Annotated in this window: 16 protein-coding genes and 3 tRNA genes; 1 reads left to right on the top strand and 18 read right to left on the bottom strand. The window is 57.6% G+C overall.

What is annotated here, in order from left to right; all coding sequences use genetic code 11:
- Positions 1–119: 119 nt before the first annotated feature.
- The 17 genes from PST29_RS04320 to rlmE all read right to left on the bottom strand — a co-directional run bounded on the left by PST29_RS04320 (position 120) and on the right by rlmE (position 16,595).
- Positions 120–641, bottom strand: a complete 522-nt coding sequence (locus PST29_RS04320) for a hypothetical protein (RefSeq protein ID WP_082729316.1) — start codon at positions 639–641, stop codon at positions 120–122.
- Positions 642–1,121: 480 nt separating this feature from the next.
- Positions 1,122–1,197: transfer RNA gene (locus tag PST29_RS04315), tRNA-Thr, on the bottom strand.
- 118 nt (positions 1,198–1,315) lie between these two features.
- Positions 1,316–3,421: a polyribonucleotide nucleotidyltransferase gene (gene pnp, locus PST29_RS04310; protein ID WP_016967781.1), complete on the bottom strand. Its 2,106-nt coding sequence runs from the start codon at positions 3,419–3,421 to the stop codon at positions 1,316–1,318.
- 197 nt (positions 3,422–3,618) lie between these two features.
- Positions 3,619–3,888: a 30S ribosomal protein S15 gene (rpsO, locus tag PST29_RS04305; RefSeq protein WP_060837491.1), complete on the bottom strand. Its 270-nt coding sequence runs from the start codon at positions 3,886–3,888 to the stop codon at positions 3,619–3,621.
- A gap of 115 nt (positions 3,889–4,003) precedes the next feature.
- Entirely contained in the window at positions 4,004–4,921 is a 918-nt protein-coding gene (gene truB, locus PST29_RS04300; protein WP_060837490.1) for a tRNA pseudouridine(55) synthase TruB, read from the bottom strand.
- 3 nt (positions 4,922–4,924) lie between these two features.
- Positions 4,925–5,326 (bottom strand): 30S ribosome-binding factor RbfA, encoded by a 402-nt coding sequence (gene rbfA, locus PST29_RS04295; RefSeq protein ID WP_016967778.1) that lies wholly within the window; start codon positions 5,324–5,326, stop codon positions 4,925–4,927.
- A 159-nt stretch (positions 5,327–5,485) separates the two neighbouring features.
- Positions 5,486–8,002 carry a translation initiation factor IF-2 gene (gene infB / locus PST29_RS04290; protein WP_060837489.1) on the bottom strand — a complete coding sequence of 839 codons (2,517 nt, stop codon included), beginning with the start codon at positions 8,000–8,002 and terminating at the stop codon, positions 5,486–5,488.
- A 27-nt stretch (positions 8,003–8,029) separates the two neighbouring features.
- Positions 8,030–9,511 carry a transcription termination factor NusA gene (gene nusA, locus PST29_RS04285; protein WP_011059201.1) on the bottom strand — a complete coding sequence of 494 codons (1,482 nt, stop codon included), beginning with the start codon at positions 9,509–9,511 and terminating at the stop codon, positions 8,030–8,032.
- Between the two features lie 47 nt (positions 9,512–9,558).
- Entirely contained in the window at positions 9,559–10,017 is a 459-nt protein-coding gene (rimP, locus tag PST29_RS04280; RefSeq protein ID WP_041120545.1) for a ribosome maturation factor RimP, read from the bottom strand.
- Positions 10,018–10,147: 130 nt separating this feature from the next.
- Positions 10,148–10,224 (bottom strand) — tRNA-Met (locus PST29_RS04275).
- A 96-nt stretch (positions 10,225–10,320) separates the two neighbouring features.
- Positions 10,321–10,406 (bottom strand) — tRNA-Leu (locus PST29_RS04270).
- A 29-nt stretch (positions 10,407–10,435) separates the two neighbouring features.
- Positions 10,436–10,819 (bottom strand): preprotein translocase subunit SecG, encoded by a 384-nt coding sequence (secG, locus tag PST29_RS30700; RefSeq protein WP_015634120.1) that lies wholly within the window; start codon positions 10,817–10,819, stop codon positions 10,436–10,438.
- Positions 10,820–10,823: 4 nt separating this feature from the next.
- Positions 10,824–11,579 (bottom strand): triose-phosphate isomerase, encoded by a 756-nt coding sequence (gene tpiA, locus PST29_RS04260; protein WP_011059200.1) that lies wholly within the window; start codon positions 11,577–11,579, stop codon positions 10,824–10,826.
- A gap of 66 nt (positions 11,580–11,645) precedes the next feature.
- Positions 11,646–12,983 carry a phosphoglucosamine mutase gene (gene glmM / locus PST29_RS04255; RefSeq protein WP_016967235.1) on the bottom strand — a complete coding sequence of 446 codons (1,338 nt, stop codon included), beginning with the start codon at positions 12,981–12,983 and terminating at the stop codon, positions 11,646–11,648.
- Between the two features lie 16 nt (positions 12,984–12,999).
- Positions 13,000–13,851, bottom strand: a complete 852-nt coding sequence (folP, locus tag PST29_RS04250; RefSeq protein WP_060842457.1) for a dihydropteroate synthase — start codon at positions 13,849–13,851, stop codon at positions 13,000–13,002.
- A gap of 8 nt (positions 13,852–13,859) precedes the next feature.
- Positions 13,860–15,764 (bottom strand): ATP-dependent zinc metalloprotease FtsH, encoded by a 1,905-nt coding sequence (gene ftsH, locus PST29_RS04245; protein ID WP_060837486.1) that lies wholly within the window; start codon positions 15,762–15,764, stop codon positions 13,860–13,862.
- Positions 15,765–15,965: 201 nt separating this feature from the next.
- Complete coding sequence (gene rlmE, locus PST29_RS04240) at positions 15,966–16,595, bottom strand: 23S rRNA (uridine(2552)-2'-O)-methyltransferase RlmE (protein WP_016967229.1); 630 nt, start codon at positions 16,593–16,595, stop codon at positions 15,966–15,968.
- Between the two features lie 105 nt (positions 16,596–16,700).
- Between rlmE and PST29_RS04235 the strand changes: the two genes are divergently transcribed.
- Positions 16,701–17,009, top strand: a complete 309-nt coding sequence (locus tag PST29_RS04235) for a YhbY family RNA-binding protein (RefSeq protein WP_007920867.1) — start codon at positions 16,701–16,703, stop codon at positions 17,007–17,009.
- Between the two features lie 12 nt (positions 17,010–17,021).
- Here PST29_RS04235 and PST29_RS04230 read toward each other — a convergent pair whose 3' ends face one another.
- A complete protein-coding gene (locus tag PST29_RS04230; protein WP_060842456.1) occupies positions 17,022–17,426 on the bottom strand; it encodes a hypothetical protein in 405 nt (134 codons plus the stop codon).
- Positions 17,427–17,434 lie beyond the last annotated feature (8 nt).

Here is a 17,434-nt window from a genome sequence, read left to right as displayed (position 1 = left end):
AATATAGGACCTTTGAGCGACGATTTATATGACCTGATGCACCCATGAGGGAAAAATCGGCGAATTTGCGGGCCATCATCAGACACAGGCCCACCAGAAACCGCAGGAAACAAGGTTGCTCAGCCAGTTGTTGTGTCTTTTCTCAAGCAAACGCCTGCCTTGCCGAGTTCGAAAAATCTTCTGAGATTTTCCAGGATGTCGTACTGCTGGACTGTTCCATCGCGGGCAATATTCATTTCAGCCTTGGTCACCCACAAGTGTCCTTCCTTGCGTTGATTAGGAATAACGGAGAGCACGATATTGAACTTTGTAGCCTCAGGAGGCGTTCCGGCTGACTTGGGTTCATAAAAATTGAAAGTCAGCTGGTTATCATCATTGGGCGAGACGCTCTGCGCACTGACAACAGGCAGTCCAGCCTTCGCAGCTGCTGGAAAACGAGCCGAGAACAACACGTTTCTGCCCCGCACTTCTTTGGTGATCTCCAGATAATATTGTTCAGCATCTTTCACATTCGCCGGAGTCGTGCACTCTTCGCCCTCCATTGCAAAATACTGCCCCTCAAACTCATATGTAGGGGCCTTCTCGCAGGCTGCAAGGGCCAGCGACACTGCGCCAATCAACGCCAACTTCCACTTCTTCACGCTGAACACTCCATGATTCCCGGGCGCCATTATGGGCAATGCCGTTCGCTGGCACCACCTGATTCATGACCAGCATTAAGTAGCCGCACAAGCAACTAAGTACGACTCCCATCCCACCACGAAATCATTGGCCTCAAATGCCAACGGCAAAATGGCCAGAAGCACGATAGGCACTAACGAATATAAAAAAGCGAAGTTTCGGTTCGGCTTACTATTTACCGACTGTAAGAACCTTTAAAAATGCCATTCAACAATCAACTACAGGAGTAGCCAATTAAATAGAACAGCACGTCCAGCAATCCGCAGAATAAGCCGTGACGACTATCAATAATTTTTTATGAAGACTGCCCATGAACTCAACACAGGTTAAACCAGGCTGACAGCATTTCTTGAAGACGTATCTTTCGAGGGCGCTCATTCAGCGCGAGATGGGCTTTGCTGGAGGGACCATACAGTTGCAAACCGCTCCAAACTCGATTCTGGTGCCGGTGACAGGAATCGAACCTGCGACCTTCGCGTTACGAGTGCGCTGCTCTACCGACTGAGCTACACCGGCGTGGGCTAAAACCTAGCACCCGTACCCCGGACCAGCAACCAAGAAGCCTTGCCGCAGATAGCAAAACGCCCCGAACCAGTCGGGGCGTTTGCTTGTTCAGCATGAGGCTATAGGACGATTAAACGCCCGAAGCCTTGGCCGCTGCCACGTCTTTGATGGACAGCTTGATACGGCCGCGGTTGTCCACGTCCAGTACCAGCACTTCCACTTCCTGACCTTCTTTCAGGATGTCGGTGACTTTCTCAACGCGAGCGTCGCTCAGCATGGAGATGTGCACCAGACCGTCCTTGCCCGGCAGGATGTTGACGAAAGCGCCGAAGTCGACGATGCGCTCAACCTTGCCGAGGTAGATCTTGCCGATTTCGGCTTCCGCGGTGATGCCCAGAACGCGCTGACGTGCGGCTTCTGCCGCTTCCTTGGTTTCGCCGAAGATCTTGATCGAGCCGTCGTCTTCGATGTCGATCGAAGCCTTGGTCTCTTCGCAGATCGCGCGAATGGTGGCGCCGCCTTTACCGATGACGTCACGGATCTTGTCGGTGTCGATCTTCATCGCGATCATGGTCGGTGCGTTGGCCGACAGTTCGCTACGGGACTGACCGATGATCTGGTTCATCTGGCCGAGGATGTTCAGGCGAGCTTCCAGGGCCTGGCCCAGAGCGATCTCCATGATTTCTTCGGTGATGCCCTTGATCTTGATGTCCATCTGCAGCGCGGTCACGCCTTTGGCGGTACCGGCTACCTTGAAGTCCATGTCGCCCAGGTGGTCTTCGTCACCCAGGATGTCGGTCAGGACGGCGAACTTCTCGCCTTCTTTAACCAGGCCCATGGCGATACCGGCAACCGGTGCCTTCATCGGCACACCGGCGTCCATCAGCGCCAGGGAAGCACCGCACACGGAAGCCATGGAGCTGGAACCGTTGGATTCGGTGATTTCCGACACTACGCGGATGGTGTAAGGGAACACGTCGGCGGCTGGCAGCATGGCCTGGACCGAACGACGGGCCAGACGGCCGTGACCGATTTCACGACGACCCGCGCCGCCCATGCGACCACACTCGCCCACCGAGAACGGAGGGAAGTTGTAGTGCAGCATGAAGGGGTCTTTCTTCTCGCCTTCCAGGGTGTCCAGCAGCTGTGCGTCGCGGGCAGTACCCAGGGTCGCAACCACCAGGGCCTGGGTTTCGCCACGGGTGAACAGGGCCGAACCGTGGGTCTTCGGCAGGACGCCGACTTCGATGTTCAGCGGACGTACGGTGCGGGTGTCGCGGCCGTCGATACGTGGCTTACCGTTGACGATGTTTTCGCGAACGGTGCGGTATTCGATCTCGCCGAAAGCGGCTTTGACCTCGGCAGCCGAAGGCTGGCCTTCTTCACCGGAGAGCTTGGCAACCACTTGGTCTTTCAGCTCGCCCAGGCGCGCGTAACGGTCGGCCTTGACGGTGATGGTGTAAGCCTGGGAGATGGCTTCGCCGAACTCGGCACGGATAGCGCCCAGCAGTTCGGTGGCTTCTGGGGCAGCAGCCCAGTCCCAGGTAGGCTTGGCCGCTTCGGCAGCCAGCTCTTTGACAGCCTTGATCACCGACTGGAATTCGTCGTGGGCGAACAGTACCGCGCCCAGCATCTGGTCTTCGGTCAGCTCTTTGGCTTCCGATTCAACCATCAGTACGGCTTCTTCGGTACCGGCCACGACCATGTCCAGGCTCGAAGCAGCCAGTTGTTCGTAGGTCGGGTTCAGCAGGTAGCCGGTGCTTTCGTGGAAAGCCACGCGAGCGGCGCCGATCGGGCCGTCGAAAGGAATGCCGGAGATCGCCAGGGCAGCCGAGGTACCGATCATCGCAGCGATGTCCGGATCGGTCTTCTTGCTGGTGGAAACCACGGTGCAGACAACCTGCACTTCATTCATGAAGCCTTCTGGGAACAGAGGGCGGATCGGACGGTCGATCAGACGCGAGGTCAGGGTTTCTTTCTCGGAAGGACGGCCTTCACGCTTGAAGAAACCGCCAGGGATCTTACCGGCAGCGTAAGTCTTTTCTTGGTAGTGCACGGACAGAGGGAAGAAGCCCTTGCCTGGATCCGCTTGCTTGGCGCCCACCACGGTCACCAATACGCTGACGTCGTCGTCAACGGTGACCAATACTGCGCCGGAGGCTTGACGGGCGATACGGCCAGTCTCGAGGGTGACGGTCGACTGACCGAACTGGAATTTTTTGATTACCGGGTTCACGGTGTCCTACCTTCTTTGTGGCTCTTGGGGAAACTTGCTTCTTGCGAAATTCTTGGGCAATGCGGGGAATCGGCCCAGCCTTTATTGTCCAGGTAAAACAGTGCAGCAGATAAAACTTGAGGCTGGGAGCCTGCCATACGCCGGCGGAAAAACCGCTGACGCATGGCAAACAACCAACCTCATAGCGCAATCGCTGATTAGCGACGCAGACCCAGACGAGCGATCAGGGTGCTGTAACGGCTCAGGTCTTTGCCTTTCAGGTAGTCCAGCAGCTTACGACGCTGGTTTACCATGCGGATCAGGCCACGACGGGAGTGGTGGTCTTTACCGTTGGCTTTGAAGTGACCTTGCAGTTTGTTGATGTTGGCGGTCAGCAGTGCAACTTGCACTTCTGGCGAACCAGTGTCACCAACAGCTTGCTGGTAGTCGGTTACGATCTGAGCTTTTTCTTCAACGCTGAGTGCCATGTGGGCAATCCTTATATCAGGAAACTGTTCAAGAACAGTTTCAACAGGCCAGGGACAAATCCCTGTATCTATAAATGAGTAGTGACCGTGCCTGTTAACAGCCACCCTCGTCCGGTCATTCTGACCGAATCAGTCGACGCGGCGCGATGCGCCCGTCTTCGCTCACTTCACCGATACCGATGAAGCGACCGTTGTGATCCTGTACCCGCACCATGCCGAACTTCGGTGCATCCGGGGCACGTACCGGCTGGCCATTGAGCCAGTAGAACGCGCTGTGCTCCGAGAACTGCAGAAGCGGCCAATCCAGCAGGCCGCTGTCCGATGGCATCAGGAAGCGGTCCACCGCTTCGTTGCCGCCCTCGGCATGCACGGCTTCAAGCTCTTCCAGAGTGACCGTCTGGGCCAGGCTGAAAGGTCCGGCCTGGGTCCGTCGCAGCTCTGCAACGTAAGCACCGCAGCCGAGCTTTTCACCAATATCTTCCACCAGGGTGCGGATATAGGTGCCTTTGCTGCAGTCCACCGCCAGGCGGGCAGTGTCGCCTTCACAGGCGAGTAATTCCAAGCGCGCAATAGTAACAGAACGCGGTTCGCGCTCCACCACTTCCCCTGCACGAGCCAGTTTGTAGAGGGGCTGGCCATCGCGCTTGAGGGCGGAGTACATCGGCGGTATCTGTTTGATTTCACCGCGAAATTCCGGCAATACCGCTTCGATATCGGCACGACCAACGGTCACTTCACGGGTCTGCAAAACTTCGCCTTCAGCGTCCGCCGTGGTGGTGGTCTTGCCCAATTGCATCAGGGTTTCGTAACCCTTGTCGGAATCGAGCAGGTATTGCGAGAACTTGGTGGCCTCGCCAAAGCACAGCGGCAGCACACCGGTGGCCAGGGGGTCGAGGCTGCCGGTATGACCGGCTTTCTCGGCATTGAGCAACCAGCGGACTTTCTGCAGCGCCGCGTTGGAGGTGAAGCCCAGCGGCTTGTCCAGGAGGATGATGCCGCTGACGTTACGACGGATACGCTTGACCTGAGCCACCGCTTACTCCTTGGCGTCTTCAGGGGCAGGCGCGTCGCCATGCTGGCTGTCTTCAGCCACGGCACGCTCGATCAGGGCCGACAGGTGTGCCCCGCGAGCCACGCTTTCGTCGTAATGGAAGTGCAGTTGCGGCACGCTGCGCAGCTTCATTTCCTTGGCCAGTTGCATGCGCAGGAAACCTGCCGCCGAGTTCAGTACCTTGATGCTCTGGGCGATCTCTTCGGCGTTTTCCTGGCCCATCACGGTGATGAAAATCTTCGCGTGACCGACATCACGGCTGACTTCCACGGCGGTGATAGTCACCAGGCCGACGCGTGGATCCTTGACTTCGCGACGGATCAGCTGCGCCAGTTCGCGCTGCATCTGATCACCGATGCGTTGGGTACGGCTGTATTCTTTTGCCATGTCTTGTTACCTGTTACTGCCTCACGGTGAAACCCGTGTGGTCTGAAAGCGGCAAACGCCCGGCCTGGCAGGAGCCAGACCGGGCGTTGCGTTTAGAGGCCGCTGGAGGCGCCGGGCACTTGCATGCGGCGGGCCACCAGGGCTCTTGAAGTGCGCGAGTTAGAGGCTGCGAGCAACCTGGACCTTCTCGAAGACTTCGATCTTGTCGCCGACTTTGACGTCGTTGTAGCTCTTCACGCCGATACCGCATTCCATGCCGGCACGCACTTCGGAGGCGTCATCCTTGAAGCGGCGCAGGGATTCCAGCTCGCCTTCGAAGATAACGATGTCTTCACGCAGTACACGGATTGGACGGTTACGGTGCACGACACCTTCGATGACCATGCAACCGGCGATCGCGCCAAACTTCGGCGAGCGGAACACGTCGCGAACTTCAGCAACACCCAGGATGTTCTCCCGAACGTCGCTGCCCAACATACCGGTCAGGGCTTTCTTGACGTCTTCGATGATGTCGTAGATCACGTTGTAGTAACGCATATCCAGACCTTCTTGCTCGACGATCTTCCGTGCACCGGCATCGGCACGCACGTTGAAGCCGAACAGTACAGCGTTGGAGGCCAGTGCCAGGTTGGCATCGCTCTCGGTGATACCACCGACGCCGCCGCCCACTACGCGCACTTGCACTTCGTCGTTGCCCAGGCCGTTCAGAGCGCCTTGCAGAGCTTCCAGCGAACCACGGACGTCGGATTTGAGGACGATGTTGAGCGTCTTCTTCTCTTCCTGGCCCATGCTTTCGAAGATGTTTTCCAGCTTGCCGGCGTGAGCACGGGCCAGCTTGACCTCGCGGAACTTGCCTTGACGGAACAGAGCCACTTCACGGGCTTTCTTCTCGTCGGCCACTACGCTCATCTCGTCGCCAGCGTCCGGAGTACCGTCCAGGCCGAGGATCTCGACCGGAATGGAAGGACCGGCTTCCTTGATTGGCTTGCCGTTCTCGTCGAGCATGGCGCGCACGCGGCCGTAGTTCGAGCCGACCAGCACCATGTCGCCTTGACGCAGCGTACCGTCCTGAACCAGCACGGTGGCTACCGGGCCGCGGCCCTTGTCGAGACGGGATTCAACCACGACACCACGGCCAGGAGCCGAAGGAGTCGCCTTGAGTTCCAGTACTTCGGCTTGCAGCAGAACGGCTTCGAGCAGGTCGTCGACACCCGTACCCATTTTCGCGGAGACCGGTACGAACGGCGTATCGCCACCCCAATCTTCCGACGTCACGCCGTGAACCGAGAGTTCACTGCGGATACGGTCCAGGTCGGCGCCCGGCTTGTCGATCTTGTTCACCGCTACCACCAGCGGAACGCCGGCAGCTTGAGCGTGCTGAACAGCTTCAACGGTCTGCGGCATCACGCCGTCGTCCGCTGCAACCACCAGGATCACGATGTCGGTGGCCTTGGCACCACGGGCACGCATAGCGGTAAACGCGGCGTGACCTGGGGTGTCGAGGAAGGTGACCATGCCGCGCTCGGTTTCTACGTGGTAGGCACCGATGTGCTGGGTAATGCCACCGGCTTCGCCCGCGGCCACTTTGGCGCGACGGATGTAGTCCAGCAACGAAGTCTTACCGTGGTCAACGTGGCCCATTACGGTCACGACCGGCGCACGGGCAACCGCTTCACCTTCGAACTTCAGGGACTCGGCCAGGGAATCTTCCAGGGCGGTGTCGCTGACCAGGGTCACTTTGTGGCCCAGTTCTTCAGCAACCAGCTGGGCAGTTTCCTGATCCAGAACCTGGTTGATGGTGGCTGGAGTACCCAGCTTGAACATGAACTTGATGACTTCGGCAGCCTTGACCGACATCTGCTGGGCCAACTCGCCCACAGTGATGGTCTCGCCGATCTGCACGTCACGTACCACTGGCCCGGTCGGGCTCTGGAAACCGTGAGCGTTGCGTTTCTTCAGCTTGGCCTTGCCGCGACCACCACGACGGAAGCCATCGCTTTCTTCGTCGGTGGTACGTGGAGCAACACGCGGAGCTGGTGCCTTTTCCTTGACCGAAGCACGATGCGGAGCGTTTTTGCGCTCGCCATCGCCGCTGCGACGGTTGTCGTCGTTGCGGGACTTGTCCGGACGGCGCTGCTCGTCTTTCTTGCGCTCGGCCACTGGTGCCGGAGCGGCCACCGGTGCTTCTTGCACAGTTTCGACCACAGGCGCAGGTGCAGGGGCTGCAGCAGCTTGCGCAGCAACAGGCTCGGCAACCGGAGCAGGCTGGCGACGCGCTTCTTCTTCGGCGCGACGCTTGGCTTCTTCTTCAGCCTTTTGACGAGCAGCATTTTCTACTGCGCGACGTTCTTCCAGTTCGCGTTGACGCTCGGCTTCGATTTCTTCCGGGCTGCGCTGCACGAAGACTTTCTTCTTGCGCACTTCAACGCTGATGCTCTTGCTGCCAGCAACACGCAGGGTGCTGGTGGTCTTGCGCTGCAAAGTGATCTTGCGTGGTTCTTCCACTTTCGCCTTGTGGCTGCTTTTCAGATGAGTCAGCAACGACTGCTTCTCACTGTCGCTCACATGTTCCTCGGCGGCGGTGTGCGGCAGACCTGCCTCACGCATCTGCTGCAGCAGGCGCTCTACCGGTGTTTTGACCTCATCGGCCAGTTGTTTCACCGTGACTTGCGTCATGCACTTCTCTCCTCAGGCCGCGCCTAATTACTCGAACCAGTGGGCTCGGGCGGCCATGATCAACTTGCCGGCACGATCATCGTCAATGCCGTCGATGTCGAGCAGGTCGTCAATAGACTGCTCGGCCAGGTCTTCGCGGGTAATTACGCCGCGCACCGCCAGTTCCATCGCCAAATCCTTGTCCATACCCTCAAGCGAGAGCAGGTCTTCGGCCGGATGGGCGTCTGCCAGCTTTTCCTCAGTAGCGATGGCTTTAGTCAACAAGCGATCCTTGGCCCGAGCGCGAAGCTCGTTGACGATGTCTTCGTCAAAGCCGTCGATGTTGAGCATTTCTTCCAGCGGTACGTAGGCAATCTCTTCCAGGCTGGTGAAGCCTTCATCAACCAGAACCTGTGCCAGTTCTTCATCGACTTCCAGCTCATCGATGAAATTGCGCAGGATGTCGCCGGTTTCTGCTTGCTGCTTGGCCTGGATGTCCGATTCGGTCATCACGTTCAGGGTCCAGCCAGTCAATTGGCTGGCCAGACGCACGTTCTGACCACCGCGACCAATGGCCTGAGCCAGGTTGTCTGCGCCAACGGCGATGTCCATGGCATGGGCATCTTCGTCAACGATAATTGCCGCGACCTCAGCCGGCGACATGGCATTGATCACGAACTGCGCCGGGTTCTCGTCCCACAGGACGATGTCCACACGCTCGCCGCCCAACTCGCCGGAAACGGCCTGGACGCGCGAACCGCGCATACCAATGCACGCGCCCTGCGGGTCGATGCGCTTGTCTTTGGAGCGGACTGCGATCTTGGCCCGCGAACCCGGATCACGGGAGGCGGCCATGACTTCGATCAGGCCTTCGGCAATTTCCGGCACTTCGATACGGAACAGCTCGATCAGCATTTCCGGCGCGGTACGCGACAGGATCAGCTGCGGGCCGCGGTTCTCGGTGCGGATTTCCTTGAGCAGCGCGCGCAGACGCACGCCAACCCGGAAAGTCTCACGGGAGATGATGTCTTCACGGGCCAGCAACGCTTCGGCGTTGTTGCCCAAGTCGACGATCACGTTGTCACGTGTCACTTTTTTCACGGTGCCGGAGATGATTTCACCCAGGCGCTCGCGATAGGCATCAACTACCTGTGCGCGCTCGGCTTCGCGAACCTTCTGCACAATGACCTGCTTGGCGGTCTGGGCAGCGATGCGGCCGAACTCGATGGATTCGATTTTCTCTTCGATCACATCACCGACTTTAGCGTCGGGATGGGTTTCACGAGCCTTGCTCAACCAGGTCTCGACCGCTGGATCATCCAGATCGGCTTCTTCGACCACCGTCCAGCGACGGAAAGTCTCGTAGGAACCGGTGTGGCGATTGATTTCCACACGCAGGTCCACTTCGTCTTCAAAACGCTTTTTGGTAGCAGTGGCCAGGGCCAGCTCCAGCGCTTCAAAAATCACGCTTGCCGGTACACCCTTTTCATTGGATACCGACTCAACAACCAGCAGTACTTCTTTGCTCATCGTACGCCTCGCCTTTCGCAAGCCATTGGATCCGCGGGATCCGCGTCTCAGTCAAAACTGGGAATAATGTTGGCCTTGTCGATCATATCGATCGGCAACAGAAACTCGTGATCATCCACCTGCACCACGACGTCCTGCTCCTCCACCCCGCGGAGAAGGCCCTGAAAATTACGCCGACCTTCGAAGGGCGAGCGCAGCTTGATCTTCACTTGCTCACCGACATACTTGGCAAACTGTTCAAGGGTGAACAGTGGGCGTTCCATGCCAGGAGAGGAAACTTCAAGGGTGTATTCAACGGAGATCGGGTCTTCCACGTCGAGAACACCACTGATCTGACGGCTGACGATGGCGCAATCGTCCACCAACACACCGCCTTCTTTATCGATATAAACGCGCAACAATGAGTGGCGACCCTGAGCCGAAAACTCAATACCCCAGCATTCATAGCCAAGGGCCACGACCACCGGGGCCAACAAGGCCTGCAACTGTTCTAGCTTGCTCGACACCTGAACCCCCTCGTGCATGCTTGTGCAAATAAAAAATGGGCGAAGCGCCCATCCCGGAAACGCCGTTGAATAGCGGCGCTGTAAAGTGTCCAGCTAACAAAAAGCCCCTGAAAAGGGGCTCCGCTAAAACTGGTTGCGGGGGCCGGATTTGAACCGACGACCTTCGGGTTATGAGCCCGACGAGCTACCAGACTGCTCCACCCCGCGACAAAGCTGGGGCGGAAGTATACGACCGATCCCTTTTTGGGTCAATGTAACCTTCCACCTACAAGAAAGCCCGCAACAGCGGGCTCTCCTGACAATTGGTACCGAGAAGGGGACTCGAACCCCTACACCCTATGGGCACAACCACCTCAAGGTTGCGTGTCTACCAATTCCACCACCTCGGCATAGACTACGTTACTGCGTGAAACTCTTCTTACTTCTGCTCTGGAGCTGGAGGTACGTCAGTCGCACTGTTGGCCGACTTTTGCTCTTGGAGCACCGGAACATCATCAGAAGCCGGTTTTTGCTTTGGTACTTCAAGTACTGCTGGATCTGGCAAACCTACTTGAGTCAGCTGGTGAGCTTTCTCTTTAGCAAAGTAACCTAACCCCAAGCTGGTTATGAAGAAACCGGCGGCAAGTATAGCAGTAAACTTACTAAGAAAGGTAGAGGAACCTTGGCTTCCGAACACAGTATTTGAAGCACCTGCACCGAAAGACGCGCCAGCATCGGCACCTTTACCCTGCTGCAGCAAAACCAGAGCAACTACGCCCAGGGCACCCAGCAGATGAAAAACGACTACGACTGTTTCCAGCATTTTTTCAGTTTCCCGCGGCGCGACAGATCGCACCGAACTCATCTGCATTCAGGGAAGCTCCACCAATGAGCCCCCCATCGATATCCGGCATGCCGAACAGTTCGACCGCATTGGCCGCCTTCACGCTGCCGCCGTATAGAAGCCGCACTCCTCGTGCCACTTCAGAATTCTCTGCCGCCAACTGTGCGCGAATGGCTGCGTGCACATCCTGCGCCTGTTGCGGTGTTGCAGTCAGCCCGGTACCAATGGCCCAGACCGGCTCGTAAGCGATAACCGCATTGGCGAAAGCGCCAACACCCAACTCTTCGATGATGCTGCCCAGCTGACGCCCGACAACCTCCAGAGTCTTACCAGCTTCGCGCTGCTCAAGGGTTTCCCCTACACACAGAACCGGCTTCAAACCACAGGCCTGCGCTGCTGCAAACTTGCGATTGAGAGTCGCGTCACGCTCACCCATGATCAGGCGGCGCTCGGAGTGCCCAACCAGCACCAGGGAGCAACCTGCATCCACTAATTGACTCGGGGCGATTTCGCCCGTCAACGCACCTTGCATGGATTCCACCGCAGAGTTCTGCGCGCCGACCTGAATCGACTTGCCTTTCAAGCCATCAATCACTTGATTGATATACAAGCAAGGCGGGAATACCGCGACATCAACACCGCTTGGCAAGGCCAGATGACGAAGGCCGTTGATCAGCTCAGCGACGCTGGCGCGGGTACCGTGCATCTTCCAGTTACCAGCTACCATAGGGCGACGCATGCTGTACCTCGTCGGTCAAAGTGGGCGCAGATGTTACCCAACCAAAACAACACTGGCAAGCCGAAATCAGGCAGAAACTTCAGCAACCAGTTTTGCCAGCTCATCGGCGTAGGCTCGAACCTGCGCTTCATCGTCACCTTCGACCATGACACGCACCAGAGGCTCAGTACCGGACTTGCGCAGCAAAACCCGGCCACGCCCCGCCATAGCGGTCGTAACGCGCTCACAAGCCTCTTTCACAGCAGGATGCTCAACCGGACTGTCGCCGCCACCAAAACGGACGTTGACCAGCACTTGAGGGCATTTGCGCAGCCCCTGGCGTGATTGCGCCAGACTTTCACCACGCGCCTTGAGCGCCATCAGCACCTGCAGCGCGGCAATGATCGCATCACCGGTGGTCGCGTGGCGGAAGCACACGATATGGCCGGAATTCTCTCCACCCACCAACCAGTTGCGCTCAAGCAGCTCAGCAATCACATAACGGTCGCCAACATTGGCTCGCACAAAAGGAATACCCAGATCCGCCAACGCCAGCTCAAGACCGAGGTTACTCATGAGAGTACCGACCACGCCGCCTTGCAACTTGTCTCGCTCATGCAGATCACGAGCGATGATGAACAACAGTTCGTCACCGTCAACGATGGCGCCGGTCTGGTCGACCATCAGTACCCGGTCACCGTCACCGTCGAAGGCAATCCCCAGGTCCGCATGCTCTGCCAGAACTGCCGCCTGCAGTTGCGCCATATGAGTCGAACCGCAGTTCTCGTTGATGTTCAGGCCGTTAGGTTGCGCGCTAAGCACCGTCACTTGCGCACCCAGCTCACGGAACACACTGGGCGCTACCTTGTAGGTCGCGCCGTGAGCACAGTCCAGGACGATCTTCAGGCCGGCGAAGCTGGTGCTGGAAGGCACGCTGCTCTTGCAGAACTCGATATACCGCCCCGAGGCGTCATTGATTCGCGATACCTTGCCGAGTTTGCTCGACTCGACCACGGTCATCGGAGCGTCCAGCAACTCTTCGATCATCAGCTCTACTTCGTCGGGGAGCTTGGTACCTTCGCCCGAGAAGAATTTGATGCCGTTGTCATCGTGAGGATTGTGCGAAGCACTGATGACAATGCCCGCTTCGGCGTGAAAGGTGCGCGTCAGGTAAGCGATCGCCGGTGTTGGCATCGGCCCCAACAACATCACATCCGCGCCGGCGGCGGACAATCCGGCCTCCAGAGCCGACTCGAACATATAGCCAGAAATACGGGTGTCCTTGCCCACCAGCACACGGCAAGCCCCCATGCTGCGGAAAGCCATGCCTGCCGCCCAGCCGAGCTTGAGCATGAAGTCTGGAGTAATCGGGTATTCGCCCACACGACCACGAATGCCGTCGGTGCCAAAGTATTTCTTCGTCATAAGTACTCCATCATTCTTATTCGGCGGATTCCACTGCCGCAATCATTCGCACCACATCCACCGTTTCGGCAACATCATGGACGCGGATAATCTTCGCGCCCTTGGTCACCGCCAGCGCCGCAAGTGCCAGACTGCCGTGCAATCGCTCGGCTACAGGTCGACTCAGGGACTGACCAATCATGCTTTTGCGCGACACCCCAACCAGCAGGGGGCGCCCAAGGGCATGCAAGGTCTCCATATGCTTGAACAGACTCAAATTGTGCTGCAGGGTCTTGGCAAAACCAAAGCCCGGGTCAAGGACAATGCGCTCAGCCTCGATCCCCGCCGACGCACACGCGGCCATCCGCTCAAGCAGAAACTCACTCACCTCCCGAGTGACATCCTCGTAGTGCGGGTTGTCCTGCATGTCGCCAGGCTCACCGAGCATATGCATCAGGCATACAGGCAAACCTGTAGCGGCCGCCGCATCCAGGGCACCATCACGGCGCAATGCGCGCACATCATTGATCAACCCCGCTCCCAGGCGAGCAGTTTCGCGCATGACAGCCGGCGTTGAGGTATCAACGGAAATAACCACATCCAGCTCGCGACTAATTCGCTCCACGACCGGGGCTACACGCTCCAACTCTTCCAGAGGCGATACCGCACGGGCACCTGGCCGCGTCGACTCGCCACCGATATCGATCAGCGTAGCACCAGCCAGGACCATGGCCTCGGCATGCCGCAAGGCGACATCCAGCTGGCTGAAGCGACCGCCATCGGAGAAGGAATCGGGGGTTACATTGAGAATGCCCATGACATGCACACGGGCCAAATCAAGAACCCGGTTGCCGCAAGGCAACCGGGTGGAGGAAGGAACAGAAGTCATTTAAAACCTTAGTGGTCGGCAGCAGGGCCGCCGATGGGTGTTTCCGGACGTTCGTTTTGCACCACTGGAGGAGTAGTGCCCGAACCGCCCTCCCAATCACGAGGTTCACGCGGCGTGCGCCCGGCCATGATGTCGTCAATCTGATCAGCATCGATGGTTTCGTACTTCATCAGGGCGTCTGCCATGGCGTCCAGCTTGTCGCGGTTGTCGGTCAGGATCTGCTTGGCAGTGCCGTAGCACTGATCAATGATGCTGCGCACTTCAGAGTCGATCAGCTTCGCCGTTTCAGCGGACAAGCTGGCGTGCTGGCTGCCCGCACTACGACCCAGGAATACTTCGCCCTCTTCTTCCGCGTACATCAACGGACCGAGCTTTTCGGACAACCCCCACTTGGTGACCATGTTCCGGGCAATCTGACTGGCGCGCATGATGTCGTTGGATGCGCCGGTGGTCACACCGTCAAAACCAAGAGTCATCTCTTCTGCGATACGGCCACCATAGAGCGAGCAGATCTGGCTGATCAGGGCCCGCTTGGACAGGCTGTAGCGGTCTTCTTCCGGCAGGAACATGGTGACGCCCAACGCCCGACCGCGAGGAATGATCGAGACTTTGTAGACCGGATCATGCTCAGGCACGACTCGACCGACAATGGCGTGGCCAGCTTCGTGATAAGCGGTGTTCTGCTTTTCTTTCTCGGACATGACCATGGATTTGCGCTCAGCGCCCATCATGATCTTGTCCTTGGCCAGCTCAAACTCTTTCATTTCGACAATACGCTTACCGGTACGAGCCGCGAACAGCGAGGCCTCGTTCACCAGGTTCGCCAAGTCCGCACCGGAGAAGCCCGGAGTACCGCGCGCGATCACTGCCGGAGCGACATCTTCGCCCATCGGCACTTTGCGCATGTGAACCTTGAGAATCTGCTCACGACCGCGAATATCCGGCAGCCCCACCACCACTTGACGGTCGAAACGACCGGGACGCAGCAGCGCCGGGTCGAGTACGTCTGGACGGTTGGTAGCGGCAATCACAATGATGCCGTCGTTCATTTCAAAGCCATCCATCTCAACCAGCAATTGGTTGAGGGTTTGCTCACGCTCATCATGACCGCCGCCCATGCCGGCACCACGGTGACGACCGACAGCGTCGATCTCATCGATGAAAATGATGCATGGCGCATGTTTTTTGGCCTGTTCGAACATATCGCGAACACGGCTGGCACCAACACCGACGAACATCTCGACGAAGTCGGAACCGGAAATGGTGAAGAACGGCACCTTGGCTTCGCCGGCAATGGCCTTGGCCAGCAGGGTCTTACCGGTACCCGGAGGACCGACCATCAGCACGCCGCGAGGAATACGACCACCCAAACGCTGAAACTTGCCTGGATCACGCAGGAACTCAACCAGCTCGCCAACTTCCTCTTTGGCCTCGTCACAACCTGCGACGTCAGCCAGAGTGGTTTTCACTTGATCTTCAGAGAGCAGACGCGCCTTGCTTTTGCCAAAGCTCATCGGCCCACCTTTGCCGCCTGCCCCACCCTGCATTTGCCGCATGAAGAACATGAAGACTGCAATGATCACCAGGATCGGGAAGCTGGCGACCAACAGTTGGGTCCAGATACTTTGCTGCTCAGGTTGTTTGCCTTCGACCACAACATGGTTGTCAACCAAGTCGCCAATCAGGCCGTTGTCCTGAATCGCAGGGCGGATGGTCTTGAAGCTGTCGCCATCGTTGCGCTTGCCGGTAATAACGTAGCCATCAACAGCTACGCGCTCGACCTTGCCATCCTTAACTTGCTGGATGAAGTCGGAATAGTTGAGGGTCTGCGGCTCGTTAGGGCTGGAGAAGTTGTTCATCACCGTCACCAGGACGGCAGCGATGATCAACCACAGGATCAGATTCTTTGCCATGTCGTTCAATTAACTACCCTCTGAAGCAAGCTCCGCTACTGGCGCGCGCTTCGCATGATATTCACCGGCCTAACTTACTACATTACCTACAGCTCTGGCAGGCGCTGTCTGTAACCCTATGTGAAACTTAGACTACACAATATGCGTTTAATCTGACGGGGCGAAATACGAAAATCCTATCACCCCGGTCAAAAACCTTACTCACTCACTGCGACCCCGGAAGCCGCGCCCAAGCAGATACTGCTCTCGGGAACGGTCACGAGAAGACGTCGGCTTACGCATCTGTACCTTCTCGAACATCTGCCGAACGCTCTTGTGGTACTCGTCAAAACCTTCACCCTGGAAGATTTTGATCAGAAAATCACCACCTGGACGTAGTACACGGCTGGCAAGGTCCAGCGCCAATTCGCACAAGAACATCGCCCGCGGCATATCCACAGCCGCTAACCCACTCATATTGGGGGCCATATCGGAAATCACAAGGTCGACTTCCGAATTTCCAACAGCCTCGAGAATCTGTGCCAGCACCGCATCCTCGGTGAAGTCCCCTTGAATAAAGGTCACATCGGGAATGCTGTCCATCTCCAGGATATCGGAAGCAATCAGTCGCCCCTGACCACCAATCAGACGACTGGTCACTTGCGACCAGCCACCCGGCGCAGCACCCAGGTCGATAACACTCATGCCAGGACGGATAAGGCGGTCCTTTTCCTGGATCTCCAGTAGCTTGTAGCTGGCACGAGAACGATACCCATCTTTTTGCGCCATTTTGACGAATGGGTCGTTGAAGTGCTCTTTCAGCCAGTTATGGCTTGTCTTGGAACGGGCCACGGGCCACCTCAAAAATAAAACGGGTCGTGATTAACTGGGCGGTCCCGGACTCGCTCGGGTAAACTGGCCGCCGCTTTTTACAAGATCAGACGCAGGGGTCAGATTATGCCGCTCACTCAAGAGCAGAAGAAACAGTACAAATCCATTGGCCACCATCTGAAACCAGTATTGACTGTGGCTGACAACGGTTTGACCGAAGGTGTGCTAGCCGAACTTGAACGCGCCTTGAGCGATCACGAGCTGATCAAGATCAAGCTCAACATCCTTGAGCGCGAGTCGCGCCTGGAAGCCATTGCCGAACTGTGCAAAGCCGGCAAAGCGGATCTGGTGCAAGTTATCGGCAAGATGGCGTTGATCTACCGCAAGAACGCCAAGGTAAACAAGCAATTGTCGAACGTCCATCGTTTCCACTGACGTCGACAAGGGTCAAGGGTGTGCCTGGCGCACCCTTCCACCCCATCCCGGCACTGGCTGCAATACCAATACCAGACCGGAAAACCCCAGAACCAGATAGCTGAACAACTGCCAGCGCTGAGCCTCCGGCGGCAGAATGCGTACAGTGAAATACATCCCGCACGCATACATCGCCATCAACAGCAGTTGCCCCCGAATATCCCGCCATAGACTTTTCAGCCCTTCGGACTGAATCAGTACCGCCGCCTGCAGGATCAGGCATGCCGCCGAAAAACCCACCAACAACGCACTGAGCAAGGTGGAAATTTCTTCGATCAGCAAAGGGGCAAGACCAATCTGCCCCAGGGCGGGAAGCAAGCCGAGATGCAACAACCACAAGCCGCCAACCCACAACATCTGGGTCAGCTGCCAAAGCATGGCGCCCG

The sequence above is a fragment of the Pseudomonas sp. St29 genome (assembly GCF_001547915.1).
Taxonomy (GTDB): Bacteria; Pseudomonadota; Gammaproteobacteria; order Pseudomonadales; family Pseudomonadaceae; genus Aquipseudomonas.
The sequence above is the reverse complement of the archived record's forward strand: the minus strand, read 5'-3'. Positions and strand labels throughout refer to the sequence as shown.

Bases quoted from the DNA above. Each gene is read 5' to 3' on its own strand.
- PST29_RS04230 (WP_060842456.1), bottom strand. From the start codon at position 17,426: ATGCTTTGGCAGCTGACCCAGATGTTGTGGGTTGGCGGCTTGTGGTTG.
- PST29_RS04235 (WP_007920867.1), top strand. From the start codon at position 16,701: ATGCCGCTCACTCAAGAGCAGAAGAAACAGTACAAATCCATTGGCCAC.
- rpsO (WP_060837491.1), bottom strand. From the start codon at position 3,888: ATGGCACTCAGCGTTGAAGAAAAAGCTCAGATCGTAACCGACTACCAG.
- folP (WP_060842457.1), bottom strand. From the start codon at position 13,851: ATGACTTCTGTTCCTTCCTCCACCCGGTTGCCTTGCGGCAACCGGGTT.
- tpiA (WP_011059200.1), bottom strand. From the start codon at position 11,579: ATGCGTCGCCCTATGGTAGCTGGTAACTGGAAGATGCACGGTACCCGC.
- nusA (WP_011059201.1), bottom strand. From the start codon at position 9,511: ATGAGCAAAGAAGTACTGCTGGTTGTTGAGTCGGTATCCAATGAAAAG.
- secG (WP_015634120.1), bottom strand. From the start codon at position 10,819: ATGCTGGAAACAGTCGTAGTCGTTTTTCATCTGCTGGGTGCCCTGGGC.
- rbfA (WP_016967778.1), bottom strand. From the start codon at position 5,326: ATGGCAAAAGAATACAGCCGTACCCAACGCATCGGTGATCAGATGCAG.
- infB (WP_060837489.1), bottom strand. From the start codon at position 8,002: ATGACGCAAGTCACGGTGAAACAACTGGCCGATGAGGTCAAAACACCG.
- ftsH (WP_060837486.1), bottom strand. From the start codon at position 15,764: ATGGCAAAGAATCTGATCCTGTGGTTGATCATCGCTGCCGTCCTGGTG.
- glmM (WP_016967235.1), bottom strand. From the start codon at position 12,983: ATGACGAAGAAATACTTTGGCACCGACGGCATTCGTGGTCGTGTGGGC.